We start from the raw sequence: 26,456 nt of genomic DNA on the forward strand, positions 1-26,456 counted from the left end.
TTTATGCGCTAACGCCAGTGTTACCTTATACATTGTGTACCTTTGTAAAATATTATTTTAAATAGATATGAGTAATATTAAAGCTTTAAACTGGCGCTATGCGACCAAGAAATTTAATGAGGATAAAATTCTTTCCGAAGAAAAAATAAAGGTCCTAAAACAGGCTTTTAATTTAACCGCAACTTCCTACGGACTCCAGCCACTAAAGATGTTGATCATTTCAAATAAAGAGATCCAGAAAAAATTGCGTTCTTTTTCCATGGATCAGCAACAGGTAGATACCGCTTCTCATGTACTGGTGATTTGTATTGAAAACAGGGTAGATGAAGACTTTATAACCAATTATTTTAAAAGGGTTAAATACTTAAGAGAAACACCAGAAGAGATCCTTAAGCCTTTTCATGATTTTCTCATCAACGATTTTAAAATGAAGGAAATTGAAGAAATTGAATCCTGGGCAATTAATCAGGCTTATCTGGCTTTAGGCACTTTACTCACCGTTTGTGCGGCTGAAGAAATCGATGCCTGCCCCATGGAAGGATTTGAACCTGAAAAATATGACGAATTTTTAGGACTCCCCGAGAAGAATCTAAGATCGGTACTGGTGCTTCCTGTGGGATATCGATCAGAAAACGATGAGTTTTCGAAATTTAAAAAAGTAAGAAGACCCCTGGAGGAGGTCATTATTGAAATAGATTAATAGCTAACGTATTCTGTGATTTCGAGTCCGTAACCAATCATACCCACACGTTTGGTTTGTTGGGAATTAGAAAGAAGCCTGATCTTGTGGATTTCAAGATCATGAAGTATTTGGGCACCTATTCCAAAATCCTTATTGTCCATTTTAACCGGAGGGGCTTTTATTTCCCCTGTTTTCTGACTTTCTTTTAATTCTGATAACCGGCTTAAAAGGTTAGGATACTGGTTTGCAGGATTAATAAATACAATAGCTCCACGGCCTTCATTATTAATCGCCTGGAACATTCCGTCAAGTTTCTTGTCTGGATTATTCGTTAAGGTTCCTAAAATATCATTATTTACAAGGGTAGAGTTTACCCTCACCATAATCTCTTCATTTGGCTTCCAGGATCCTTTGGTTAGCGCTACGTGAACCTGTGAATTTGTGGTTTGTTTATAAGCCCTTAATCTGAATTTTCCAAAGCGGGTATCCACTTCAAAATCTTCTTTCTTTTCAATTAAAGAGTCATGTTGCATCCTATAGGCTACCAGATCTTCAATAGAAACTATTTTAAGGTCAAATTTTTTAGCGACTTTTATAAGCTGAGGTAAGCGGGCCATGGTACCATCTTCATTCATGATCTCAACGATCACACCGGCCGGTTCAAACCCGGCAAGCCTGGCGAAATCTATGGCTGCTTCTGTATGGCCTGTACGTCTTAGAACACCACCTTCTTTAGCTTTTAGCGGGAAAATATGTCCGGGTCTATTTAAGTCCTGGGGTTTGACATCAGGATCTATAAGTGCTTGAATGGTTTTGGCCCTGTCTGAAGCAGAGATTCCTGTAGTAACTCCTTTTCCATTAAGATCTACTGAAATGGTAAAAGCAGTTTCCATGGGATCGGTATTATTGCCAACCATCATTTCCAGTTTCAGCTCGTTACACCTGGGTTCAGTAAGTGGTGCGCATATAAGTCCGCGACCGTGGGTAGCCATGAAATTAATCATTTCAGGAGTCACTTTTTCAGCTGCAGCTAAAAAATCACCTTCATTTTCACGATCAATATCATCTACCACGATAATCACCTTACCGGCGCGAATATCATCAATAGCTTCCTGAATAGTATCCAGTTTTATTGAATATTGATTGTTCTCTACCTGAGCCATAACATCTTTTTTAATGGCTGCAAAGATATTTATTCTGATTTACTTTTGTCCTTGAAAAGGCCGGCTTTTTTGAAGAGTTTTTTAAAGGGATCCAGGATATTATCAAAAACAAATAAGCCCTGATCTGTAGTTGCCCTATAGGTTAAATATATACCTAATGGCAACATGATGAAAGTAGAGAGCCAGGTAGCAATGAAGGCGGGTACACTCCCGTCTTCCGCTGAATTTTTAGCGAAAATCCCTATAAAATGATAAGTAAGAAAAAGCAGGATGGCAACTACTATGGGCAGCCCAATCCCACCTTTCCGAATGATGGCTCCTAAAGGTGCGCCCACGAAGAACAGTACAATACAGGCAACGGAAAGGGCATATTTTTCATGCAATGCAATTTCAAATTTGTTCACCTGCTGTACACTTCTTTTGAATTCCTGTTTTTTCATTCCTAAATGTGCCAAAGCAGAATTGACCGTTCCCAGCGCAAGATTTACGATTTGTGCACCATCGAAAGTGTTGTAATGGGACAATAGTCCGTCTTCAAAAGCTACAATGGTATCTTTAGGTTTGTAATTTATTTGTATGTTTTTCACTCCGGTACGCTGGTACATCGATTCTTTGAACTCAGCCATTTTGTTGTTATAGGCTACAGAAAAGGAATCAATACTTTCATCCAACTCTGAAATTTTCAGCATTCCATGTGTTGAGCTATAACTTTCATCTTCCAGGTTTACATTATTAAAATCTGAAAGATCAATATTGATAATATATTCGTCAAAATAACTTTTGGTGAAGGGTTTATTTTTCCTTTTTTCGTAATCACTAGGTTTTATCTCGTCATAATAATTTCCTTCTTTCAGTATAAGTGAGAGTACATCAGATTCTGTACTTCCCACGAGTTCACCCTCTTTGGCTTTAATAACTGTAGTATTTCCCCCGGTTTGTTTTTTCTGATGGATTATAACATCGGTGAGGTACTGGTCATTTTCACCGGTTTTTTCTTCCACTTTTATATTGAAAGCTCCAATATCATTAAAAATCCCTTCAGAAATTGCCATGGCCGGTTTTAACTGGGCGATATTTTTCCGAAGGTTGATCGATTTAAATTCGGCGGCAGGAATTACATTATTGGCAAAAAAGAAGGCAACAAAACTAATAAATACAATAAATACGGTTAAACTTCTCATGGCACGTCCCAGGGAGATCCCGGAAGATTTCATCGCTGCAAACTCATAGTTTTCAGCGAAGGATCCAAAGGTCATTATAGAAGTTAAAAGAATGGTGAGCGGCAATACCAGCGGTACCAGCTTTGGAGAGAAGTAAAGGAGAAATTTCAGGATTATTTCTGCATCCAGATCTTTACCAGCAAGTTCACCTATGTACAACCAGATCGTCTGAAGTACAAAGATGAACATGAGTATTATAAAGACCGAAAAAAATGTTTTTAAAAAACTGGTTAGTATGTACCGGTCGAGTATTTTCAATTTAGTCTAATCTATTGATGTAGTAATCGCTGTATCTAGCTTCGTCAAAAGTAAACAGGTTTTTTGCTAAAGGCTGGTCTGTTTTAAAACTTTTTACGGTGATTGTCACTTTTGTACCGTTTTCCTGGGTCTGTATTAAATTATAAATATGCTTTGTCTGGCTATCTATTCCCAGTAAAATATTCTTGATCTCAGCATTACTATCTTTAGGAGTAAGCTTTACATACTGGATCTCACGCCCTTTTACATCTTGTGTAATATCCATTTGGTAATTATAACCATCTTCATAAAAACTGAACATTTTCGATGGAGTAATGCTATTATTGTCTTCTTCTACATAGTTGGAGATATTGATCTCTTCATCTTCAGGAATAATAGTATAAATCTTTTTTCCGTCGAACATTTGCGTAGTTCCCATAAGGTTCAAAATATATTTTTCACCTTTAATGCTTACATCCCCGCGCGTTTCCTGACTTACATTCTCTGCTTTATTCTCCAAAGCATACTTAAACTCGATCACCATATTATCGTAGTTCTTGACTTTGAAAGATACTTCGTTAAGTAATTTTTCAGCTTTTTGAGAATTTTGAGCATTTAAGTTCAAAGACATGATCGCAGCCAGGATAAATACTAATTTTTTCATTTTGATTTTTTAATTGTCTGGTTTTTCATTTAAAAGTTGATCTAATGCCGCGAGATCCGTTACTAACACCTGTCTAGCCTTGCTTCCTTCAAATGGACCAACGATGCCTGCGGCTTCTAGTTGATCTATGATTCTTCCTGCCCGGTTATAGCCAAGTTTTAATTTTCTCTGAAGCAGTGATGCTGAACCTTGCTGGTGCGTCACGATTACTTCTGCGGCTTCACGGAATAACTTATCCCGCTCGCTCACATCTATATCAACTCCTGTGCCACTTTCCTCACTTTCATAAGCTGGAAGCTGGTGCGCATCTGGATAGGCTTTTTGTGATCCTATGAATTCGGTGATCTTATCTACTTCGGGGGTATCCACAAAAGCACACTGCAGCCTTTTTAGATCGTTCCCCTGCGTAAATAGCATATCTCCACGTCCAATCAGCTGGTCTGCACCCTGGTTGTCGAGTATTGTCCTGGAATCTATTTTAGAGGTTACTCTAAAAGCTACACGCGCCGGGAAGTTTGCTTTAATAATCCCGGTGATCACATTTACCGAAGGTCTTTGCGTGGCGATAATCAAATGTATTCCAATCGCCCTGGCAAGCTGGGCCAGTCGTGCGATAGGTGTTTCCACTTCCTTACCTGCCGTCATAATAAGATCTGCAAACTCATCAACCACCAATACGATATAAGGCAAAAATTCGTGGCCATCATTGGGATTAAGTTTTCGAGCCTTGAATTTCGTATTGTACTCTTTAATGTTACGGCACATGGCATTTTTCAGCATGTCGTAACGGTTGTCCATTTCGATACATAATGAATTAAGCGTATTGATCACTTTAGTATTATCAGTGATAATAGCATCGCCGGAATCTGGCAGTTTCGCCAGGTAATGACGTTCGATTTTATTGAAAAGTGTAAGTTCTACTTTTTTAGGATCTACCAGTACAAATTTTACTTCTGCAGGATGTTTACAGTAGAGTAGGGAGGTAAGAATGGCATTTAAACCTACAGACTTACCCTGACCTGTGGCACCGGCCATTAACATATGCGGCATTTTAGCAAGATCTACCACAAAAGTTTCGTTGGAAATTGTTTTTCCAAGTGCGAGGGGTAATTCCATTTCCGCATTTTGGAATTTAGCCGAAGCGATTACCGAGCGCATGGAAACAATACTCGCGTTTTTATTCGGAACTTCAATACCGATGGTTCCTCTTCCGGGAATAGGTGCTATGATCCTGATCCCTAATGCCGAAAGTGAAAGCGCGATATCGTCTTCCAGGTTCTTGATCTTGCTTATTCTTATTCCCGCTTCCGGAACTATTTCGTAAAGCGTAACGGTGGGTCCAACTGTAGCTTTAATCTGGGCGATCTCAATTTTGTAATTTTTGAGCGTTTCAACGATTCGGTTCTTGTTTTCCTCAAGTTCCTGCTGATCTATGGTGATGGAGCCACCATAATCCTTCAGTAATTCTATCGTGGGAAATTTATAGTTTTTCAATTCCAGGGTAGGATCAAATTCACCGAAATCTTTTACCAGCTTATTGCTTAAATTATCTTCTTCTTCCTCTTCGGGTGCAGCTTCCACTTCCATGGCGACATCTTCTTTCGGAGGGGTGCTCACTTCCATTTTAGGAGAGGGAGCAGGATCATTCTTCTTTTCTGTTTTTTCTTCTGAAAGGTCTATATTTTGAGTTTGTTTTTCTTCAACTTCAGGTTTTACTACCGTTTCTTTCCAGTCTTTTTCTTCGTCGGTTTCTGAAATTTCCGACTGATGCTCCTGCATGGCATCTTTAAGCTCTTTTTTACCTGATTTGAAATAGCCGCCAACCATTTCCGGGGTAACTTTTAACCGAATCGCTAAATAAGCAACGAACAGGAAAAGCATTAACAATGCAGTGCCAAAGAAACCTAAATAATCCTGGATAAAATCATTCGTTTCAAAACCAATACGACCCCCTAGTAAAGCATTATTTTCGGCGAAAAACCCGAAGAATACAGATAGCCAGATCATCACCAGGATTCCCCAGAACCAGAATTTAATAAGATTAGAACTTTTGAATCCGAAAAAGAGATAGATACCACTGAGTAAAATAAGAAATGCGATAGAGAAAGCGGCTAGTCCGAAACCTCGATAAATAAAAAAGTCGCTAACAGTGGCACCAAATTTACTTAACCAGTTTCTGGCTTCAATTTCACGATTGGAGAATTCATTAAGTACGCTCTGATCTGCCTGCCAATTAAAAAGAAAAGAAATAAAGGCTACAATAAGTGCCAGCCCAAATAGCATTAGGAAACTACCCAGAACCACCTTCTGCTGCCTATTAAGCTTTAATGAGAAATTACGTGATTTTTTGGTGGTTTTTTTGGTCTTAGCCTTCTTTTTAGCCATAGGTAGGTTGAACGGTTTCGGCAAAAATACAAATTAGCCTTTTCCAAAGTAAAGAAAAAAAACTTCAATTTTAAAAGTTGCCTGTTTTACACGGGAAAAACGATTAAAATCAGTTTTTATTTTTTCAGGAAGGGAAGTAATGCTTCGCTGAATTTATCGAAAGCTTCTATATGGGGTAAATGCCCGGTATCTGGAATTTCAACAAATTCTGCATCAGGAATTTTTTCCGCAGTTTTTTCGCCTAATTGATCATATAATCCCATGGTGGCCTTTACTTCTTCGCTCACAAGGTTTTTACCCAGCGCTGTTCTGTCCCTGGTTCCAATAATCAGCAGCGTGGGAACTTCCAGTTCTTTGAACTCGTACACTACCGGTTGGGTGAGAATCATATCGTAGGTAAGTGCGGCATTCCACGCGATACGGGGATAATCTTCATTTAAGGTCCAGCCCGCCAGTAATTTCGCCCATTGGGCGTAATCTTCATTCCAGTCTCCAGCGTAATAATTTTCTTTCTGATATTCTTTTATGGCTGCATAATCTTTTTTTAATTCCTGTTCGTACCAGTCGTTCACGCTTTGGTACGGAATTTTTAATTTCCAGTCTTCAAGTCCGATTGGATTTACCAGAACCAGTTTTTCAGTGATCTCAGGATACATTAAAGCGAACCTGGTAGCAAGCATTCCGCCCATGGAATGCCCTAGCACCACAGTTTTTTCAATTTGGAGGCTCTGAATTAGGTTTTTAGTATTTTCCGCCAATTGCTGAAAGCTATATTGAAAATAATCTGGTTTACTGGATTTTCCGAAGCCTATCTGGTCTGGTACCAAAACGTCGAAACCATTATTGCTTAAAAGTTCTATAGTTGACTCCCAGTAAGCTCCATTAAAATTTTTGCCATGCAGTAGTACCACTGTCTTCCCATTAGGATTTTCGGCTTTTACATACATATAAGCCATAGTGTAAGTTTCCTGCTGTGCGTTAATTTCCAAAAAATTCACCTGGTAAGGATATTCGTAATTTTCCAGGTTTAGGTCTAGTTTCCTAAGATCTTCCTGGGAAGTGACTTCAGAAAATATTAACAGCCCAAAAAGAAAAATTACGTATGCCTTCATATTATTATTTTTAGGAGGTAAGGTAGGGGAGATAAATAAAGCCGGCAATGATAACTGCTATAACTGCGGCTATAAAAACAGCACCAGCGGCAACGTCTTTAATATGCCCAATTTTATTATGAAAATCGGGATGTACAAAATCTGCCATCGCTTCAACGGCTGTATTCAAGCCTTCGGTGGACATTACCAGGCCTATCGCGAGGAATTGAAAAATCCATTCGGTTCTCGTGATTTCAAAATACCAGCCTGCAATACAAACCAGTACAGAAATCACAAATTGTACCTGTATACTGGGTTCGTGTCTAAGCAGGAGCCAGGCTCCCTTTATTGCATATCCTCCTCCTCTGATTCTTTTTCCGAGGAAACTGTTCTTCATTATACTAATGTTTTCAGAGCAGCGAGATAATCTGGTTCGTCTTCGATCTTTTGAACCTGTTGGGAATGTATCACATGGCCGTTTTCGTCCAGTACTACAACAGCTCTGGAAAGAAGACCTTCAAAAGCGCCATCGATTATCTCCACTCCATAGTCTTTACCAAAATTTCTATCCCTGAAATCTGAAAGATTGGTTATATTATCCAGTCCTTCTTCGCTCACAAATCTTTGCTGAGCAAATGGCAGATCCCGAGAGATGCACAAAACTACAGTATTTTTCAATTCTGAAGCTTTTTTGTTGAAATTCCGAACTGAAGTTGCACAAACTCCGGTGTCTATACTTGGAAAAATATTCATTATAACTCTCTTTCCTTTAAATTCTTCTAATGTGCCAATTGATAAATCTGATTTTATCAATTCAAAGTGAGGTGCTTTCTCATCCATCGATGGTAAACTTCCGTATGTAGTTACCTTCTCCCCGTCAAGTTCAATCTTTGCCATGTTATTTTTTTATTAGAAATATAAATTTAGAAGATTGTCTTTCGGTTATTACTAAAATTATCATAAAACAACAAGGGCTGTTTCCCAATGAAAACAGCCCTTATGAATTGATTTATTAGAAAATCTATTTGTCTATAGATCCCAATACTTTTTTGACAAAATTATTTGCAGCATCCCTTTCAGGAACACCATCTTTTATCATTTTATGAACTTCTACAGCTCCGCAAAGGTTGGTAAGCAATTCCCCAATAACATCCATTTCCTGTTCAGAAACTGAACGATGCTCGGTGAAATTTTCGAGAACCTCAATAGCGTTCTCCAGCTTCTCAGCCTCATTGTTCTTCTGCAGATGTCTAATTACTGGTAACTTCATCTACTAAGCTTTTTAACTGATCAAACTTATTTGTTTGAACCTGATTCTTAAAACTTCCATTTTTGAAGGTAGCGAACGTAGGCAGGTTGTCAACTTTTGCCAATTTCCTGGATTCAGGAAATTTTTCCGCATCCACCAATACAAACTGGGCTTTTTCATTTTCAGAAGCCAATTTTTTGAACTTGGGCTTCATCAATCTACAGTTTCCACACCATCCGGCCATATACTGAACCACCACGGTGTCATTCCCTTCAATTATTTCGCTTAAGTTATCCTGATCTAATTCCTTAATCATAGCAATTTTTTTAAGTTTTTAATCCAGTGGTAACTTCTTAGTTAAGGCTTAGGTATGAGGCAACTCCTTCGCGGTCTGCATTCATTGCTTCTTTACCTTCTTCCCAGTTTGCAGGACAAACTTCTCCTTTTTCCTGAACGTGCGTATAAGCATCGATCAATCTCAAGAACTCATTTACGTTTCTTCCAAGTGGCATATGGTTAATCCCTTCATGAAATACTGTCCCTTCTTCATCTATAAGGTAAGTCGCTCTATAAGTCACATTATCACCTTCTAGAGTAATCGCTCCTGTTTCATCATCATAAGTTTCGCTCATAATATCAAGGATATCAAGTCTTGAACTTAAATTGCGGTTAGAGTCCGCAAGGATTGGGTAAGTTACACCCTCAATTCCTCCGTTATCTTTAGGAGTGTTCAACCATGCAAAATGAACTTCAGGAGTATCACAAGAAGCACCAATTACCATTACATTTCTTTTTTCAAATTCTTCCATTGCATTTTGAAAAGCATGTAATTCTGTAGGGCAAACAAAGGTGAAATCTTTTGGGTACCAGAAAAGCAATACTTTCTTATTATTTTTCTGAGCTTCTTCCAATACATTTAATTTGAAAGTGTCTCCCATTTCATTCATAGCATCTACGCTAAGGTTTGGAAATTTTTTTCCGACTAAAGCCATATTGTAATCTTATTTTTAATTAAACTATTTTCTAATTCTACACTGCAAATTTACTAACTAAGAGCATTTTGGGAAGACTAAAAAATTTTAAAATTTTATCGTATAATAGGGTTTAGTTATCGCAAGAGGTAACGATAATAGTTAAGCTCTATAATTGTCAAATTATCAGTAAATTAACTCTAGAATTGAAGGAGTGGTAGGATTTATTTTTTATTAAGCATTTTAATTTTTATTCCTACCGCTGCAAAGAGTAAAGTCATAAAAGGACTCAGGTAATTGAAGAAAGCATAGCCTGCATAAGAAAGGACAGGGACCCCCAGGACGCCGCTGTGATAAGCACCACAGGTATTCCACGGCACTAATACTGAAGTAACAGTGCCCGAATCTTCCAGGCTCCGGCTTAGATTTTCAGGAGCCAGACCTTTATCTTTATATGCTTTAGCGAACATTTTTCCTGGCACCACAATAGCCAAATACTGGTCTGAGGCAGTCACGTTCAATGCTAAACAGCTAAATACGGTACTTGCAAACAAACCGAAGGTAGTATGGAAGAGGTTTAACAATGCTTTACTAATGGTCGCAAGGGCTCCGATGGCTTCCATGATTCCGCCAAAAACCATGGCACAAAGGATTAACCAAATAGTACCAAGCATTCCGGCCATACCACTGGCAGCAAATAGATCATTCAATGCTTCAGAATCTGTTTCCACGGCTGTGTCTACGGTGATCGCATTCATGATTCCTTTATAACCACTTATAAAATTTAAATTTTCCATACCGCTAACTGCTAAAACAATATCCGGCTGAGCGATTAATGCAGCCACCGCTCCTAATAAAGTTCCTATAAGCAACGCGATTAATGGAGAAGTTTTTCTAACGATAAGGACGATTACCAGAACCGGAACTACAAATAACCATGGACTAATATTAAATGAGGCACTTATAGAATTTAGAATTTCGGTAGTATCTGTAGACCCGCTTGTATCAATATTCAGTCCTATAATTATGAAAGCTATGATCGTAATGGTTATAGTTGGTACTGTGGTAAGTGCCATATATCGTATGTGAGTAAAAAGATCTGTTCCAGCCATGGCGGGAGCAAGATTGGTAGTATCGCTAAGGGGTGACATTTTATCTCCGAAATAAGCTCCAGATAAAATTGCTCCGGCAGTCATTCCAAGGGAAATTCCAAGGGCATCAGCAATCCCGATAAGGGCGATCCCGACTGTTGCTGAAGTAGTCCAGCTACTTCCGGTGGCAAGCGAAATTACCGAACAAATAACCACACAGGCCGCAAGAAAAATAGTAGGGTTCAATATTTGAAGACCATAATAAATCATAGTGGGAATGATCCCGCTAATAAGCCAGGTTCCGGCAAGTGCTCCCACCATCAATAAGATAAGGATTGCGCCGGCGGTACTCTGGATGTTATTGGCAACCTCATCTATCATTGTATCAAATTTCACTTTGTTGAAGTAACCAACAACTGCAGCTACTGCTCCTCCTAAAAGTAAAATGAATTGATTAGAGCCGCTAAGAGCATCATCTCCAAACACAAAGACATTAAATGCCAGCATGGCAATAAGGGCAAACACCGGGATAAGAGCTTCACGGATATTTAATTCCCTGTTTTGAATTACAGGTTCATTTTCAGGATTGGCAGTAGAATTTTCCATTGAGGTTATTAAATTGAAAACCTTGCAGGTTTTGAAAACCTGCAAGGTTTGTAAATTTTTAATAAAGTAGATTTTCCATTTAGTCGCGTAATTTTACGACTTTCGGCTTAATCCTGCAAAATTTTAAGCCAATTCAGTATCCAGCACACCCACTTTTATCATACATTCTTTCATCATTTCATAAGTTCTTGCAATATCGTTATCCAAACCAATGGAAAATCGAATCAAACCATCACTCAATCCCATCTCTATTTGTTCTTCTTCCGGAATTTCAGAAGAAGTAGAAGTTCCAGGTGCGCTAAAAAGAGTTTTATAAAATCCTAAACTTACCGCCAGGTAACCCAGATTTTTTTCCTGCATTAGTTCCATCAACTCATTCGCTTTTTCTAATGAGCCAACGTCAATGCTTAACATTCCACCGAAACCATAAGATTCATTCATCATTTTTCTGAAAGTTTCATGACCGGCATGAGATTTAAGTCCTGGATAAACGGTTGTGATTCCGTCTTCCTGAAATTTGTGCGCCAGAAACATGGCGTTATGGCTGTGTTGCTTCATGCGGATATGAAGTGTCCTTAGGTTTTTAAGAATTGAAGCTGCTCTAAAGCTATCCATTGTAGGGCCTAATAGCATCGCAGCACCGTCATTCACATTTCGAAGCTCATTAATAAAATCTTTTGTTCCGCAAACTACTCCGCCAACAGTATCGCTGCTTCCATTGATAAACTTGGTAAGACTGTGGATAACAACATCTGCTCCCAATTTTGACGGACTAATAGAAAGCGGCGAGAAGGTATTGTCTACCACCAACTTAAGATGATGTACTTTCTTTATATGGGATAAAGCTTCAAGGTCTGCTACCTCTAATAATGGGTTGCTTACAGATTCACAATAGATAACTTTAGTATTAGGTTGTACTGCCTTATTTACACAAAGCGGTTTTGTAATATCTACAAAAGTGGTTTGAATGCCGAATTTGGGTGCGAAATTCTTTAAAAAGGCGTAGGTGCCGCCATATACTGTCCTGCTGCAAACAATATGATCTCCTGCTTTGCATAATTGTAACAAAACGGAGGTGATCGCGCCCATTCCTGAGGCAGATACATTAGCAGTTTCAGTTCCCTCCATTGCGGCCAGGGCTTCACCCAGGTAAAGATTCGATGGTGAAGAGTGACGGGAGTATAAATAGCAACCCTCAGCATTTCCTTCAAAAGTATCAAACATGGTTTTTGCTGAAAGAAATGTGTATGTGGAAGAATCGGAAATTGAAGGATTTACTCCTCCAAATTCTCCAAAATATTGTAGATCCTGAATACGATCTGCTGGTTTATATTTCATGATTTCTGAATTTAGATAATACCAAATTTCAGATTTAAGTGTATTAAAGTCAATACAATGTACTTTTTATAGAAAATAAATCTTAGAAATAGGTGTTATTCAGTATAATATTCTAATTTCAGCATAAAGAAAAATCATTTTCCGAAAATTTATAAGCTATGAAACTTGACGAACTGGATAAAAGGATTTTGGCGCATTTGCAACAGGATAGTAAAAAGACGAATAAAGAAATTTCCAATGATCTTGGCTTATCGGTAACAGCGATTTATGAAAGGATTAAAAAATTAGAGAGGGAAGGGGTGATTTTTAAGTATGTGGCTCTTATTAATCCTGAAAGCGTGGAGAAAGGTTTTATGGTACTCTGCCTGATCAAGCTCATTCAGCACAAAAAAGAATTTTTAAATAAATTTGAAAAAGAAATAACCAGTCTGCCAGAGGTTATTGAATGTCTTCATGTAAGTGGTGATTCTGATTATATACTTAAAATCCTGGTAAAGGATATGGATGCCTACCGCGAATTTATGGTGACAAAACTTACAAATATTGATCATATTGCCAGTACAAAAAGTATTTTTACAATCAATAAAGTGAAACAGAGCACGCTGATTAGTCTTTAATAAATAGTATGTAATGGGTAATTCTCGCTTAGGGTTGATAAGGCTGAAAAAACTTTATAAAGTAGGTTTGCAGTTTTTTGTGCTATTTGCTATCTAGGAGATTTAGTGGTGTAAAGTAATTGCTGTTTATTAATCCCTTTTCTAAAAACAGTTAAAATGAATTCCTATTAACAAAAATAAGTCACAATTATAAAAAGTTTAAAATTATGAGTGTGATATCTTGAGAAGTTAGCTTGTATATTGTTGTGAATCAAAAAATTACAAGTTATGAAAAGAGAGAAAAGATTATTTATGTGTATTCTTATATGCGCGTCGTTGCTAACATCCTGTTCAGTATCCAATGAAGAGGAAGATTTGAAAGTTTCAGAATTATCAGCAAAAAAAATGAAGGATGATAATTCAGAACTTTTTGATTATGTAGATGATTATGCAGAATCCTTTTATGAAATTGAACCATATCCTGCATTGACCCCAATGTTTGATTTTACAATTGATGAGGCCTACGAATTTCAGGAACGCCTGGTGCAGGAATTAAAAAAAGGTGATAGCAGCAGAAATGGTGGCGTAAAAAGACTAACAGGTTATAAACTTGGCTTTACCGGAGATGTTAGACCATTTGGAGCTCCTAAACCTTTGTATGGTCGTTTATACTCCAGTTTTGAACTTCCTGAAGGTTCAACATTGAGTCTAAGTGAAGATTTTATAAGTGGATCAGTTGGTTTTGAAGTGGCTATAATCATGGGAAAAAATGTAAGAACTGCTATTAGCCCCGAAGAAGCTAAAGAAGCGGTAAAAGCAATTGCTCCAGCTTTTGAGTTTGCCGATTTTGGTTTTGAAGGTGAGGATTTTAATTTCAAAGATATCATTGCTACTAATAGTGCAGCCCGCTATTATATCGTGGGAGAAGAGACAGCTTTAGATGATTTACTCGAACAGGGAATCGATCCAAATGAAATTCAATTAACAGGGACATTAGATGGAGAAACTATTCTCACGGCTAAGGTTGGACTTCCGGTAGATGGTCTTTTTAAGGCTGTTTCATTTCTTAGTGAAGAGTTAGCATCAAGAGGAGAATTTTTAAAGCCTGGAGATATAATTTTGACAGGCGCAATAAAAGGTGATCAAAGTGCAGGTACTGGGACCTATGTAGGTGATTATGGTGTTTTGGGTACCATAGAATTTACTTTAGTTGAATAATCGGTTTAACACCTAACTTAAACTTAAGAACAGGCTATAAATGAAACATCTTTATTTGTAGCCTGTTTTTGATTTAGGTACTTGATGAATATCTCCTGTCTGCCTTTTAAATTTATAACCGACTGCTAACGCAATATTGGTCATTGTAGAGAATAGTCGTACTTTTACGTTCAATTTTTAAAAAAACCAGTAAAACATACAATTATGAGTACATATGATGTTGCAGTAATAGGATCTGGACCCGGTGGTTATGTAGCCGCCATTCGTTGCGCCCAACTAGGGATGAAAACTGCGATCATAGAAAAATATTCCACTCTGGGTGGCACCTGTCTTAATGTGGGTTGTATCCCAAGTAAGGCACTCTTGGATTCTTCTCACCACTATGACGATGCTATCAGGCATTTTGAGGATCATGGAATTGAAATTCCGGGTGCAGTAAAGCTGAACCTTGAGAAAATGATGGAACGTAAATCTTCTGTGGTAAGTCAGACTTGTGATGGAGTGAAGTTCCTGATGGATAAGAACAAGATCGATGTTATTGAAGGAGTTGGATCTTTTAAAGATAAAACTCATATCAACATCGAAAAAGATGGGGAAACTCAAACCATCGAAGCGAAAAAAACCATTATCGCAACAGGTTCAAAGCCAGCAAATCTTCCATTTATTGAATTGGATAAAGAGAGAATAATCACTTCAACCGAAGCTTTAAAACTGAAAGAAGTACCAAAGCATATGATTGTGATTGGTGGTGGTGTGATTGGCCTTGAGCTTGGACAGGTGTATCGTCGCCTTGGTGCTGAGGTTACTGTTGTTGAATTCCTGGATAGAATTATCCCAACGATGGATTCGGCATTGTCCAAAGAACTTCAGAAGGTATTGAAGAAACAGGGAATTAAATTTCATACCAGCACTAAAGTGAAGTCGGTGGAGAGAAATGGAGACGAGATTATCATAAAAGCTGATGATAAGAAAGACAAGGAGATAGAACTTAAAGGTGATTACTGTCTTGTTTCTGTAGGTCGTCGTCCTTTTACTGATGGATTAAATGCTGATGCTGCAGGTGTGGAAATTGATGATAAAGGAAGGGTAAAAGTGAACGATCATTTGCAAACCAATGTAGATAATATTTATGCTATTGGTGATGTGGTGCGAGGAGCCATGCTTGCGCATAAGGCTGAAGAAGAAGGAACCATGGTTGCGGAATTGATGGCAGGCCAAAAGCCCCATATCGATTATAATCTTATTCCCGGGGTTGTATATACCTGGCCCGAAGTTGCTGCAGTTGGAAAAACTGAAGAGCAATTAAAGGAAGAAGGTGTGAAGTATAAAGAAGGAAAATTTCCCATGCGTGCCCTTGGACGTTCCAGAGCCAGTGGAGATATTGACGGACTTGTAAAGATCCTTGCTGATGAAAAGACCGATGAGGTTCTTGGAGTGCATATGATTGGAGCCAGAACTGCAGATCTTATTGCTGAAGCGGTTACCGCAATGGAGTTCAGAGCATCTGCTGAAGATATTTCCAGAATGAGTCATGCACATCCAACCTATGCGGAGGCTGTAAAAGAAGCTGCTTTAGCGGCGACAGAGAACAGACCTTTACATATCTAAGTTATCTTGGAGATAAAAATTTAAAGCCTCGCATTTAGCGGGGCTTTTTTTGATTAAAATAAATCATTTTCACGTTGAAACATTCACTACTTTTATTCGGTTAATTCTAAAGATTAGAAATCATGGCAAAGGAAAAATCGCCTTCAAAGAATTCGGCCAAGAAAGAGCCGGTATTAAGTTTAAAAGAAAAGAGAGCTGCCAAGGCAGCGAAGAAAAAGAATAGAAGTTAAAAGTTTAATCAATTAATTCTTCGTCAAGCTGAACTTAATTCAGCTTCTCTATAGATCCTGAATCAAGTTCAGGATGACGATTTAACTTATTTAAACGAAAACAAAAGGAGCGCGATTGCGCTCCTTTATTATTTCTTCCTTCTGCGGTTAGCGTTTTTATCCCCCCGTGTTTTAGGTTTTTTATATTTCTGAGCAATCTCTCTTCGGTAAGAACCGCCAAGGTTTACCTTCTTATTCTTATCTTTCTTTTCATGAAAAGCAGGGCCGGCTTCATCAACTACTTTATTTGGATTATTGATCTCTATTGCCCTTGGTTTCTCTTCCGGAATTAATTCTGTAGCGATTTTAACCTCTTTCGGTAATTCATATTTTGGAACGTCAGTTTTCATTAGTTCTTCAATAGCATCCAGATATTCCTGTTCCGCTTCTGTAGTAAACAATAACGACTGACCTTTTTTCTGGGCTCGTCCTGTTCTGCCAATCCTATGCATATAATTTTCAGGATATTGCGGAGTGTCAAAATTCACTACATGAGATACATTTTCAATATCCAGGCCACGGGCCATAACATCGGTCGCGATCAAAATCCGGGAGTTGCCTTCATCAAAATCACTTACACTTTTTAATCGGTAATTTTGACTTTTTCCCGTATGTACCAGGCTTGTTTCACCCGGAAATTCCTCTGCTAAATTTTCATATAACCGGTCTGCAATTCGTTTATCGCCAATAAAAATTAAAACCTTGTGATAAGTTTCAGAATTTGCCAGTAAATGTATTAATAAGTTAGCCTTGGTATAGAAATTTGTGATCTTATATCCTCGCTGATCTATATTTTCCAGAGGTGTGCCGCTAACAGCAACAGAGATCTTTTCAGGCGACTTGAAATTGGCGTTGATCATTTCTTCAACCGTTTCCGTCATTGTCGCTGAGAACATGATACTTTGCCTGTTCCTTGGAAGTAATTCAATAATATTATTTACCTGAAATTTAAAACCAAGATCCAGCATTACATCTACTTCATCTATTACAAATTTCTGAATAGATTTTAGCTGAACAGCTCTTCTTAATACCAAATCGTAAAGCCTTCTTGGAGTTGCTACCACAATATCCAATCCCTGCATCAAATCCTGGTGCTGCGTGTTGATATTTACACCACCATAAACCCCTGCAACCCGCACATTGATATATTTCGCCAGCTTTTCTATTTCTTCAATAACCTGAACTACCAGTTCCCTGGTAGGAACCATAATAAGGACACGCGGATTCTTTTGTTCCGAATATTTTAGCGTTCTAAGGACAGGCAACAGGTAGGCAAAAGTTTTTCCTGTACCCGTTTGGGCGATCCCAACCACATCCCTTCCAGACATAATGGAGGAAAAAGCCTGTTCCTGGATAGGAGTTGGAGTCTGAAAATTCAGATCTTCCAGGGCATTGCGTAAGGGGGTATTTAAATTTAGGTCTTGAAAACTCAATGTGTGAAGTTTAATTTTTCGCAAAGGTACGGTATGATGCTCAAAGTTTTACCCGATTTTGTCAAGTAAAAATCAGTTGATGTTTATAGTGTAAGCTGCATTGAATTCTTTTTCAGCCTTAAGTTTTATAATTCCTTCCTTTTTCTTCAGGTCCCTATCGGTTCCTTGAATATCTGCAATTCCTAGCCAGGGCTCGATGCATACATAAGGAGCGCCGGGTTTAGCCCAGATTCCCAGGTTTTTAAAATCTTTATATTCCACTGAGAGTATTTTCCCTTTTTTCTTGCTGACCAGATCCACTTTTTTCAACTTAATATTTTTAAAGATCAATGCGTCATTCTCGAAAATCTGTTTCGTAAGCTGAATTTTTATTCTCATTCTTCAATATATTTTTAGTCTCAGAAGTAATCAGGCCCGCTTCATTCAATAAATAAGTGTCAAGCTCCATTTTTTGATCAAAAACCAGAGAATAATCTTCAATATTTTCATTTTCATAATGCTGAATATTGAAGGCCGGATGCCCTCCTAAGGAGAAATAAATTGATTTTTGATCCAGATTGATAATATGATGAGTTACCTCCAGGCGTTTTTCGTTCAATGTAAAAGTGATCCTGAAATCAAATTTAAACGGATATATTTTTAGTGTTTCTTCCGAATATAAAAGTTCAAAGACAAGATGATTTTCAGATTTCTCTTTTAACCTCATATTTTTATTGTTCCGAATAAAGCCATGCTTCGGAATTTTATATTCTTTCCCCTCAAAGTGATATTTGCCATTTTTAAGAGCCCCAATTATCGGAAAAAGATTAGGGGCGTGGCTGCCCCAAATTGATGGATCTGCCTGCCAGATATATTCTTTGTTGTTTTCTTTATTCAGGATACTGCAAAGTTCAGCTCCTGTTCCCTGGATAGTAATTCTCAGAAGCTGATTTTCTATGGAATGCTTTTTCAAAACCTTTTATTTTTTAATCTTATAAGTTCCCGACGGCTCTGCCTCGTGGTTTCCTCTTCACCTCTCATCTTGAGGACGAAACTGTTTTTTCGTAGTTGCAGGGGAGGTCAAAATGATACCGATAACTATGGGTACGGCGAAATACCCCTACAGCTTACATTGAAAATAGTTGGTTTCAGGATTTTTTTTATTTAAAGTTACAAAACCACAGAGAGTAACAAAAAGGAATACCTCAGGCTAACTAAATTTTAGGTATTTTTAGGCAAAATTGATTCCTATGAAAGTTCTTGCCTTTGCCGGTTCCAACAGCAGCGCGTCCATAAACCAGCAATTGCTGGATCATGTGGTGGAGAGAATTCAAAACCATGAAATAAAAGAAATTAAACTCACAGAATATCCGCTGCCCATCTACAGTCAGGATATTGAAAAAAATGAGGGCTTTCCAATAAATGCTACGATCATCAAGAATGTAATTGCTGAAAGCGATGCTTTGATAATTGCCGTAAACGAGCATAACGGCGGTCCTTCGGCGTTTTTTAAAAATCTCATAGACTGGCTTTCCCGCTTGAATAAAACCTTTTTAGAAGGAAAGAAAATTCTACTTATTAGTACATCTCCCGGAAAAAGAGGTGCAAAATCTTCTTTGGAATACACAAAAAATATTTTCGGAAGGTTTGGGGGAGATGTGATCGAAAGTTTTAGTCTGCCATCTTTTAAAGATAATTTTCAGGATAGAAAAGTAACAAACGAGGTACTGCATATGGGAATTGAGGATGTGCTTACTACCTTTGCGCACCAAATTGAGAGTTAAGTGCGAACTGCGAGAGTATTTTCAGTAAAAGAGTCCAAAAAATTTAAAGAGCAATTATTGTCCTGGGGCAGACAGTTTCAGGAAATTGCGTGGCTGGACAGTAATGAGTATGATTCTAAAACAGGAGAGTATGAAGCAATTCTGGCCGTAGAAGCCTTCACTGCGATAAAGACAGATCATGTAAATGCTTTTGATAAGCTGAAAGAATACCAGGAAACCACGGCCGACTGGATCTTTGGATATTTGAGCTATGATCTGAAAAATGATGTGGAAAGACTGAAATCTTCAAATTACGACGGACTTCATTTCCCGGAGCTATACTTTTTTCAGCCACAGAAATTGATTTTTATCAAAGAGGATCAGGTGGAATTCCATTATTTGAGGATGGTGGATAATGAAATCAAAGATGATTTTAATGATATTAAAAATTGTATCATAGAATCGGCTTCTGCACATATCCCGGTAAAAGTAGAAGCTCGCATTTCTAAAGAAGGATATCTGGAAAAGGTCGGTTTGATGCTGAACCATATTCATCGAGGAGATATTTATGAAGCCAATTTTTGCCAGGAATTCTATGCCGGGAATATACATATAGATCCGTTTAATATATTTAGGTCATTAAATGAGATCTCCTCTCCACCGTTTGCAGCCTATCTAAAGCTGGAAAATTTCAATCTTATTTCGGCTTCACCGGAACGATATTTAAAGAAAAAAGGAACAAAATTAGTAACTCAGCCTATAAAGGGAACTGCCAGGAGATCACGGGATCCTGAAGAAGATCAAAAGATCGCTGCAGAACTTGGCAGAGATCCAAAAGAGCAGTCTGAAAATGTGATGATCGTAGACCTGGTTAGGAATGATCTTTCCAGAATTGCCAAAAAAGGCAGTGTATCGGTAGAAGAACTTTGTAAAGTGTACACTTTTAAACAGGTACATCAGTTAATCTCCAGTGTAACTGCTGAAATAGCAGATGAAATTCCGCCGGTAGAAGCTTTGCGTACCAGTTTTCCCATGGGAAGTATGACCGGTGCTCCTAAAATTTCTGCCATGAAGATCATAGAGGAGCTGGAAGAATCCAAGCGCGGACTATACAGCGGAGCGGTGGGGTATTTCACACCTGATGGTGATTTCGATTTTAACGTGGTAATTCGTAGCATTCTCTATAATTCAGAAAATAAATACCTTTCTTTTTCTGTAGGTGGAGCCATAACGGCTCTATCTGATCCTGAGAAAGAGTATGAAGAATGTCTTCTAAAAGCAAAAGCAATGCGGGAGGTACTTACCAATCTGTAGATATTTAAATATTGTAGTTTTTCATAATCAATTCTTTGAAAAAAAGTCCTTTCCGCTGAGGAGGATTTAGGAGGGGCATTTGTATATTTGGGAAACAATGGAAAAAGCCTTTAAAAATCTTATAAAAACTCACTATCCCTATTTATGTGGAAGTAAGCTGTTGCTCGCGGTTAGTGGTGGGGTAGATAGCGTGGTGCTGGCTCATTTATGCCATGCTGCAAAACTGGATTTTTCTATGGCACATTGCAATTTTAATCTTCGTGGTGATGAAAGCGATGCAGATGAAAAATTTGTAATAGACCTGGCCGATTTTCTTGATGTAGAAGTATATACGGAAAGTTTTGACACCCAAAGCTTTGCAGAAAATCATAAGATATCTGTTCAAATGGCGGCGCGGGACCTGCGCTATGAATATTTTTCTGAACTTAGTAGCGCCGTACATTGTGATTATACGCTTACCGCACATCATGCCAATGATAATCTGGAAACTTTTTTGATCAATCTTATTCGCGGCACCGGACCTGAAGGTCTTACGGGAATTAAGAATGAAAGGGACAATATTGTAAGGCCTCTATTAACTTTTACGCGGACAGAGATAGAAACTTACGCCAGAAGGAAAAACTATAAGTGGAGGGAAGACAGCAGCAATGGTTCAGATAAATATATGCGGAATAAAATAAGGAACCAGATCATCCCGGTAATGGAAGAGATCAATCCTCAGCTGCTGGATAGTTTTGCTAAAACACAGGAACACCTGCAGGAAAGCCTGGATCTGGTGGAAGATTATATAAGCCTGCTTTATCCAAAATTGGTTAAGAAAGATAAATACGGCTATGCTGTAGATATTCCATTTCTGAAGAAAGTACCAAATCAAAAACAGATCTTATATCAGCTATTAAAATCTTTTGGTTTTACCGAGTGGGATGATGTTTATAATCTTATGGATGCTCAAACAGGAAAGATGGTTTTATCTAATTCTCACCGCTTAATTAAAGACAGGAATTCATTGTTATTAACTGAGCGTCTGGAAAAGGCTGTGAATAAAGAATATACGCTCAGTAAAGGAGAAGATCTGGTAATGATCCCGGAAATGGGAACTTTCCATATAGATGAGGTGGATAAAATTGAACAGGGATCACAAAGTTGTATTTATGTGCCAGAGCAAAAACTGAAATTTCCTTTAGTGATCAGAAAATGGAAAAAAGGTGATTTCTTTTACCCATTTGGGATGAAGGGCAAAAAAAAATTAAGTGATTTTTTTAAAGATGAGAAGTTTTCCCTACCGGAAAAAGAACATACCTGGATACTATGTTCCGATGATGAAATAGTCTGGATCATAAATCACCGTGCCGATAATCGCTTTGCTGTGGAAGATTCAGATACAAAGATCCTTAAAATCTGTATTACCTAGAAACTCAATAAATACTATACTTAAGCTTAGTGTTTAGTGTGTGGTTGTCATTTCGACGAAGCACGGCGAAGGAAAATCCCTTGCTGTGATCTCAAATCTAAATGAGATCTCTCTTTGGTGGTGATGACAGAGTGTTATTTTTAATCTTTTAAGATTTATTAGCCACGAATGCACGAATCCTTTATCATTAGTGCGTTCGTGGCCTTCAATAGATATTTGTTTTTTCGAAAATTACGATAGTGAAAAAATCTCTTTTCAGCAGCTTCGCTACGTATATAACGAATGGTTATTTTTTGTCATCTCGACCAAAGGAAGTAATCTTTAATATATGTTTTCTATAGATTTCTCCTTTTGCTGCACTGCGTGTTGAAAAATCCAGAGTTTTTAGGTTATTCTATACTGTCAAAGCAGGTGAAGGATAAAATCATTTTTCTTTTAGGTTTAAAGGGCTAATTTCTATCTTTAGGAACTTTTAAAAATTTCCACTAAATGAAAATATTCAAATACCCCCTGTTTACAATTCTTTTCGTGTTTGTGATCAACCCGGTTTTCGCACAATCTGAAACCGAATACGATGTAAAAGCAAATTATGATAAAATGGAAGTAGCTATTCCCATGAGGGATGGTGTTAAACTTCATACCACCATTTATACTCCTAAAGATACTTCTCAGGAATATCCAATCATAATGCAACGTACACCTTATAGTTCGCGGCCTTATGGTAAAGATCAGTTTCGATCTAAAATAGGCCCTAATGAAATTATGATGAAAGAGGGAAATATCATCGTGTACCAGGATGTTCGTGGTAGATGGATGAGTGAAGGGAAATATGATAATATGCGTGCCTATATTCCGAATAAAAAAGGAAAAGAGGTGGATGAAGCCAGCGATACTTACGATACCATAGAATGGCTTATTAATAATGTTGAAAATAATAATGGACGTGTTGGTACCTGGGGGATTTCTTATCCTGGATTCTATGCGACTTATTCCTTGCTGAGTGGTCATCCGGCTTTAAAAGCAGCTTCACCACAAGCGAGTATTGGTGATTTCTTTTTTGATGATTTTCATCATAATGGTGCTTATCTTTTAAGTTACTGGAGAGCAACGGCGGTATTTGGATACCAGCATGATAAACCAACAGACACAGCCTGGTATGATTTTCCAGAACTGGGAACAGAAGATCAATATCAGTTCTTTTTGGACCAGGGGCCATTGAGCAATCTTGACGAATATTATAAAGAAGACAATGAATTCTGGCAACAATTAAAAGAACATCCCAATTATGATGAATTTTGGCAAAAGCGGGGCATCGTTCAGCATTTAAAAGATATCAAAGCAGCAGTAATGGTCGTTGGGGGATTATTTGATGCCGAAGATCTTTACGGGCCATTTGCCATTTATAAAACTATAGAAGAAAATAGCGATAATTATAATAGCATAGTTTTTGGACCATGGAGCCACGGTGACTGGGCACGAGAGTCAGGAAGACAGGGGGTAGGAAATGTTTATTTTGGGGATAGTATTTCATCTCATTTTCAAAGGGATTATGAAACTGAATTTTTCAATCATTTTCTGAAGAAAAAAACAAAGGATAAGCTTAGGCTTCCTGAAGCTCATATCTATGATACAGGTCTTAGACAATGGAATGATTATGCTGAATGGCCTCCTAATAATACTTCAGCAAAAACTTTTTATTTGGGAGATGACCAGAAATTAACTGACGCGCCCACCAATAATGAGGAAGAATTTATAAGTGATCCCGAGAAACCTGTTTCCTACAATAATGAGATCAAAATGGTGTTTACGCCGCGGGAATATATGACGGGAGATCAGCGTTTTGCTGCGAGAAGGCCAGATGTGCTGGTTTTCGAGACCCAAGTTCTGGAGGAAGATATGAAAGTTGCCGGTCCTATCGAAGCCATGTTAAAAGTTGCCACTACAGGAACTGCAGCAGACTGGGTAGTGAAAGTAATAGATGTATATCCTCCCGATGCTGAAAATTATGAAGAAACCATGCCTCATTTAAAAATGAGCAATTACCATATGATGGTGAGAAGTGAGGTAATGCGCGGTAGGTTTAGAAATAGTTTTGAGGATCCGGAAGCTTTTGAACCCAATAAAAAAACCGATGTGAATATTACGTTACAGGGTATAAACCATACCTTCAAGAAAGGGCATAAACTTCAGATTCAAATTCAAAGTACCTGGTTCCCCTTAATAGATAGAAACCCGCAGACTTATGTAGAGAATATTTTTGAAGCGGAGGAAGAGGATTTTCAGAAGCAAACGCATACGGTTTATGGAGATTCCGCAATTAAATTTTCGGTATTAGAAGAGTAGAAATATGAAAATTAAAAATAGCTTTTTTTTAATCTTATTCAGTGCCACTGTTATTTCCTGCGGAGAGAATACTGAGAGTGGTAATTATTCCGAAGAAGAAATTAAAAAAACTTCTGCGGAATTAAATGATTACTTCGAGAGAGAGTTTCAAAAGGAGCTCGAAGAATCGCCAATGATGAAAACCCGGATGGGCATAAAAACCGATTATGGAAAATGGGATGATTTTTCAAATCTAAAGTATGCCGAAGATCTTGAGCAGGCCAAACAACGTTTGGATCACTTAGATAAAGTAGATACAGCGTCACTGAATGAGGAGACAAAATTGAGTTTTGCTCTTTACAAAAGACAGGTGAAAAATGAGATAGAAGATTATGATTTTCGTTTTTACAATTATCCTGTAAATCAAATGCATGGGTATCATGCAGAATTGCCGGCATTTTTAATAAATATGCATCAGATAGATTCTGTGCCAGATGCAAAAGCATACATATCGCGGCTTGTTGGTTTAGAAAAAGTAATGAATGATATCATTGAACAGCTTAAAATAAGAGAGCAGAATGGGATTATACCACCAAAATTTGTTTTTGACAGAACACTGGACGCTTCCAGAAATATTATAAAGGGAAAACCTTTTACCAATTCTGCGGAAGCCAGTACCTTAATGGAAGATTTCAGTTCTAAGATAGAAAAGCTAAATATTTCTAAAGAACAAAAAACCGGGCTTATCAACGAAGCGGAAACGGCCCTGGTAGATCATGTGCAACCTGCGTATAAAAGCCTGGTGGAGTTTCTGGAAAACCAGCAAAAAAGGGCTACCGATGAAGCTGGAGTTTGGAAATTTCCAAAAGGAGAAGAATTCTATAGTAATGCTTTGGCCAGAGTTACTACCACCAATCTTTCCGCAGATGAGATCCATGAGATAGGCTTAAATGAAGTAGCCAGGATTCATGGTGAAATGGAAAAGATCATGGAAGAAGTTGGTTTTGAAGGAACTTTACAGGATTTCTTTGAATTCATGAAGACAGATGAGCAATTCTACTATGAAAATACTGATGCGGGAAAAGCTGCTTATCTAAAAGAGGCTAAAAACATTATAAATGCAATGAAAACCAGGCTGCCACAGCTTTTTAATACCAGACCAGAGGCAGATATCGTGGTGAAAGCGGTAGAACCTTTCCGTGAAAAAAGTGCCGGGAAAGCTTTTTATCAACAACCAGCCATAGACGGTTCCAGACCCGGGACGTATTACGCGAATTTATACGATATGCAGGCGATGCCGAAATATGAGATGGAAGCCCTTGCTTATCATGAAGGTATTCCCGGGCATCATATGCAAATTGCCATCGCCCAGGAACTGGATAGTATCCCAGATTTTAGGAAGTTCAGTTTCTTTACTGCCTATGTAGAAGGCTGGGGACTTTACAGTGAATATATTCCAAAGGAAATTGGGTTCTATAAAGATCCTTATTCAGATTTTGGAAGGTTGGCGATGGAACTTTGGCGATCCTGCAGGCTTGTGGTAGATACCGGGATCCATTCTAAAAAATGGACGAGACAGGAAGCTATAGATTATTATAAAAAGAATACTCCTGCCGCCGAAAGTGCCTGCGTGAAGATGGTGGAAAGACATATTGTAATGCCGGGACAGGCAACTGCTTATAAAATTGGTATGAATAAAATCCTCGATCTAAGAGAAAGGGCTAAAAAGGAACTGGGGGATAATTTTGATATCAAAGAATTTCATGATGTAGTGTTAACAGATGGGGCCTTGCCACTTACCATTCTTGAATCCAGAGTAGATTCCTGGGTGAGATCAAAAAAATAA

Annotated in this window: 24 protein-coding genes; 9 read left to right on the forward strand and 15 right to left on the reverse strand. The window is 38.1% G+C overall.

Annotated features, from left to right (window positions below):
• Positions 1–67 precede the first annotated feature (67 nt).
• Positions 68–700, forward strand: coding sequence for an NAD(P)H-dependent oxidoreductase (locus Q1K34_RS03640; RefSeq protein WP_300434639.1), 633 nt, complete (start codon positions 68–70; stop codon positions 698–700).
• Here the strand turns inward: Q1K34_RS03640 and ribB are convergent.
• The 12 genes from ribB to Q1K34_RS03700 form a co-directional block, all read right to left on the reverse strand.
• On the reverse strand, positions 697–1,845 hold the full coding sequence (gene ribB, locus Q1K34_RS03645) for a 3,4-dihydroxy-2-butanone-4-phosphate synthase (protein WP_300434642.1): 1,149 nt from the start codon (positions 1,843–1,845) through the stop codon (positions 697–699). The genes Q1K34_RS03640 and ribB overlap by 4 nt on opposite strands.
• A 29-nt stretch (positions 1,846–1,874) precedes the next feature.
• A complete protein-coding gene (locus tag Q1K34_RS03650; protein ID WP_300434644.1) occupies positions 1,875–3,323 on the reverse strand; it encodes an LptF/LptG family permease in 1,449 nt (482 codons plus the stop codon).
• A gap of 1 nt (position 3,324) precedes the next feature.
• A complete protein-coding gene (locus tag Q1K34_RS03655) occupies positions 3,325–3,966 on the reverse strand; it encodes an outer membrane lipoprotein carrier protein LolA (RefSeq protein WP_300434646.1) in 642 nt (213 codons plus the stop codon).
• 9 nt (positions 3,967–3,975) lie between these two features.
• Positions 3,976–6,351, reverse strand: coding sequence for a DNA translocase FtsK (locus tag Q1K34_RS03660; RefSeq protein WP_300434648.1), 2,376 nt, complete (start codon positions 6,349–6,351; stop codon positions 3,976–3,978).
• Between the two features lie 116 nt (positions 6,352–6,467).
• Positions 6,468–7,463 carry an alpha/beta hydrolase gene (locus Q1K34_RS03665; RefSeq protein ID WP_300434650.1) on the reverse strand — a complete coding sequence of 332 codons (996 nt, stop codon included), beginning with the start codon at positions 7,461–7,463 and terminating at the stop codon, positions 6,468–6,470.
• Between the two features lie 10 nt (positions 7,464–7,473).
• Positions 7,474–7,839: a diacylglycerol kinase family protein gene (locus tag Q1K34_RS03670; RefSeq protein ID WP_300434652.1), complete on the reverse strand. Its 366-nt coding sequence runs from the start codon at positions 7,837–7,839 to the stop codon at positions 7,474–7,476.
• Complete coding sequence (tpx, locus tag Q1K34_RS03675; protein ID WP_300434654.1) at positions 7,839–8,339, reverse strand: thiol peroxidase; 501 nt, start codon at positions 8,337–8,339, stop codon at positions 7,839–7,841. The genes Q1K34_RS03670 and tpx overlap by 1 nt, the downstream gene beginning before the upstream one ends.
• Positions 8,340–8,463: 124 nt before the next feature.
• Entirely contained in the window at positions 8,464–8,712 is a 249-nt protein-coding gene (locus Q1K34_RS03680; protein ID WP_300434656.1) for a hypothetical protein, read from the reverse strand.
• Complete coding sequence (locus Q1K34_RS03685) at positions 8,693–9,007, reverse strand: thioredoxin family protein (protein ID WP_300434658.1); 315 nt, start codon at positions 9,005–9,007, stop codon at positions 8,693–8,695. The genes Q1K34_RS03680 and Q1K34_RS03685 overlap by 20 nt, the downstream gene beginning before the upstream one ends.
• Positions 9,008–9,044: 37 nt before the next feature.
• Positions 9,045–9,683 (reverse strand): peroxiredoxin, encoded by a 639-nt coding sequence (locus Q1K34_RS03690; protein WP_300434660.1) that lies wholly within the window; start codon positions 9,681–9,683, stop codon positions 9,045–9,047.
• 203 nt (positions 9,684–9,886) lie between these two features.
• A complete protein-coding gene (nhaC, locus tag Q1K34_RS03695; protein ID WP_300434663.1) occupies positions 9,887–11,359 on the reverse strand; it encodes a Na+/H+ antiporter NhaC in 1,473 nt (490 codons plus the stop codon).
• A 123-nt stretch (positions 11,360–11,482) separates the two neighbouring features.
• Positions 11,483–12,697: an aminotransferase class I/II-fold pyridoxal phosphate-dependent enzyme gene (locus tag Q1K34_RS03700; protein ID WP_300434665.1), complete on the reverse strand. Its 1,215-nt coding sequence runs from the start codon at positions 12,695–12,697 to the stop codon at positions 11,483–11,485.
• 158 nt (positions 12,698–12,855) lie between these two features.
• Between Q1K34_RS03700 and Q1K34_RS03705 the strand changes: the two genes are divergently transcribed.
• The 3 genes from Q1K34_RS03705 (at position 12,856) to lpdA (ending at position 16,119) form a co-directional block, all read left to right on the forward strand.
• On the forward strand, positions 12,856–13,314 hold the full coding sequence (locus tag Q1K34_RS03705; protein ID WP_300434668.1) for an Lrp/AsnC family transcriptional regulator: 459 nt from the start codon (positions 12,856–12,858) through the stop codon (positions 13,312–13,314).
• A gap of 267 nt (positions 13,315–13,581) precedes the next feature.
• Entirely contained in the window at positions 13,582–14,511 is a 930-nt protein-coding gene (locus Q1K34_RS03710; protein WP_300434671.1) for a fumarylacetoacetate hydrolase family protein, read from the forward strand.
• 204 nt (positions 14,512–14,715) lie between these two features.
• The gene (gene lpdA, locus Q1K34_RS03715) at positions 14,716–16,119 is read left to right on the forward strand and encodes a dihydrolipoyl dehydrogenase (protein ID WP_300434674.1); all 1,404 of its coding nucleotides are present in this window, start codon (positions 14,716–14,718) and stop codon (positions 16,117–16,119) included.
• Positions 16,120–16,477: 358 nt separating this feature from the next.
• Here the strand turns inward: lpdA and Q1K34_RS03720 are convergent, their stop codons facing one another.
• From Q1K34_RS03720 to Q1K34_RS03725, 3 genes are all read right to left on the reverse strand, one after another.
• Positions 16,478–17,821 (reverse strand): DEAD/DEAH box helicase, encoded by a 1,344-nt coding sequence (locus Q1K34_RS03720; RefSeq protein WP_300434677.1) that lies wholly within the window; start codon positions 17,819–17,821, stop codon positions 16,478–16,480.
• Between the two features lie 72 nt (positions 17,822–17,893).
• On the reverse strand, positions 17,894–18,199 hold the full coding sequence (locus Q1K34_RS17990; protein WP_367183297.1) for a hypothetical protein: 306 nt from the start codon (positions 18,197–18,199) through the stop codon (positions 17,894–17,896).
• On the reverse strand, positions 18,156–18,773 hold the full coding sequence (locus Q1K34_RS03725; RefSeq protein WP_367183296.1) for a hypothetical protein: 618 nt from the start codon (positions 18,771–18,773) through the stop codon (positions 18,156–18,158). The genes Q1K34_RS17990 and Q1K34_RS03725 overlap by 44 nt, the downstream gene beginning before the upstream one ends.
• Before the next feature lie 277 nt (positions 18,774–19,050).
• On the opposite strand from Q1K34_RS03725, the gene Q1K34_RS03730 reads away from it, so the two are divergent.
• From Q1K34_RS03730 to Q1K34_RS03750, 5 genes are all read left to right on the forward strand, one after another.
• Positions 19,051–19,584, forward strand: a complete 534-nt coding sequence (locus Q1K34_RS03730) for an NADPH-dependent FMN reductase (protein ID WP_300434680.1) — start codon at positions 19,051–19,053, stop codon at positions 19,582–19,584.
• Positions 19,585–20,877, forward strand: coding sequence for an aminodeoxychorismate synthase component I (gene pabB, locus Q1K34_RS03735; protein WP_300434683.1), 1,293 nt, complete (start codon positions 19,585–19,587; stop codon positions 20,875–20,877). It abuts the gene before it with no gap.
• Between the two features lie 97 nt (positions 20,878–20,974).
• Positions 20,975–22,288 (forward strand): tRNA lysidine(34) synthetase TilS, encoded by a 1,314-nt coding sequence (gene tilS, locus Q1K34_RS03740; protein WP_300434686.1) that lies wholly within the window; start codon positions 20,975–20,977, stop codon positions 22,286–22,288.
• 489 nt (positions 22,289–22,777) lie between these two features.
• Positions 22,778–24,631, forward strand: a complete 1,854-nt coding sequence (locus Q1K34_RS03745) for a CocE/NonD family hydrolase (protein WP_300434689.1) — start codon at positions 22,778–22,780, stop codon at positions 24,629–24,631.
• Positions 24,632–24,635: 4 nt separating this feature from the next.
• The gene (locus Q1K34_RS03750; RefSeq protein WP_300434692.1) at positions 24,636–26,456 is read left to right on the forward strand and encodes a DUF885 domain-containing protein; all 1,821 of its coding nucleotides are present in this window, start codon (positions 24,636–24,638) and stop codon (positions 26,454–26,456) included.

It is taken from the genome of Christiangramia sp. (assembly GCF_029937855.1).
GTDB lineage: Bacteria > Bacteroidota > Bacteroidia > Flavobacteriales > Flavobacteriaceae > Christiangramia.

Coding starts and splice junctions, on each gene's coding strand:
- Q1K34_RS03655 (WP_300434646.1), bottom strand. CDS start 3,966: ATGAAAAAATTAGTATTTATCCTGGCTGCGATCATGTCTTTGAACTTA.
- Q1K34_RS03710 (WP_300434671.1), top strand. CDS start 13,582: ATGAAAAGAGAGAAAAGATTATTTATGTGTATTCTTATATGCGCGTCG.
- Q1K34_RS03685 (WP_300434658.1), bottom strand. CDS start 9,007: ATGATTAAGGAATTAGATCAGGATAACTTAAGCGAAATAATTGAAGGG.
- Q1K34_RS03745 (WP_300434689.1), top strand. CDS start 22,778: ATGAAAATATTCAAATACCCCCTGTTTACAATTCTTTTCGTGTTTGTG.
- tpx (WP_300434654.1), bottom strand. CDS start 8,339: ATGGCAAAGATTGAACTTGACGGGGAGAAGGTAACTACATACGGAAGT.
- Q1K34_RS03665 (WP_300434650.1), bottom strand. CDS start 7,463: ATGAAGGCATACGTAATTTTTCTTTTTGGGCTGTTAATATTTTCTGAA.
- lpdA (WP_300434674.1), top strand. CDS start 14,716: ATGAGTACATATGATGTTGCAGTAATAGGATCTGGACCCGGTGGTTAT.
- ribB (WP_300434642.1), bottom strand. CDS start 1,845: ATGGCTCAGGTAGAGAACAATCAATATTCAATAAAACTGGATACTATT.
- Q1K34_RS03680 (WP_300434656.1), bottom strand. CDS start 8,712: ATGAAGTTACCAGTAATTAGACATCTGCAGAAGAACAATGAGGCTGAG.
- Q1K34_RS03700 (WP_300434665.1), bottom strand. CDS start 12,697: ATGAAATATAAACCAGCAGATCGTATTCAGGATCTACAATATTTTGGA.
- Q1K34_RS03705 (WP_300434668.1), top strand. CDS start 12,856: ATGAAACTTGACGAACTGGATAAAAGGATTTTGGCGCATTTGCAACAG.
- Q1K34_RS03670 (WP_300434652.1), bottom strand. CDS start 7,839: ATGAAGAACAGTTTCCTCGGAAAAAGAATCAGAGGAGGAGGATATGCA.
- Q1K34_RS03730 (WP_300434680.1), top strand. CDS start 19,051: ATGAAAGTTCTTGCCTTTGCCGGTTCCAACAGCAGCGCGTCCATAAAC.
- Q1K34_RS17990 (WP_367183297.1), bottom strand. CDS start 18,199: ATGAGAATAAAAATTCAGCTTACGAAACAGATTTTCGAGAATGACGCA.
- Q1K34_RS03640 (WP_300434639.1), top strand. CDS start 68: ATGAGTAATATTAAAGCTTTAAACTGGCGCTATGCGACCAAGAAATTT.
- nhaC (WP_300434663.1), bottom strand. CDS start 11,359: ATGGAAAATTCTACTGCCAATCCTGAAAATGAACCTGTAATTCAAAAC.
- Q1K34_RS03690 (WP_300434660.1), bottom strand. CDS start 9,683: ATGGCTTTAGTCGGAAAAAAATTTCCAAACCTTAGCGTAGATGCTATG.
- tilS (WP_300434686.1), top strand. CDS start 20,975: ATGGAAAAAGCCTTTAAAAATCTTATAAAAACTCACTATCCCTATTTA.
- Q1K34_RS03750 (WP_300434692.1), top strand. CDS start 24,636: ATGAAAATTAAAAATAGCTTTTTTTTAATCTTATTCAGTGCCACTGTT.
- Q1K34_RS03660 (WP_300434648.1), bottom strand. CDS start 6,351: ATGGCTAAAAAGAAGGCTAAGACCAAAAAAACCACCAAAAAATCACGT.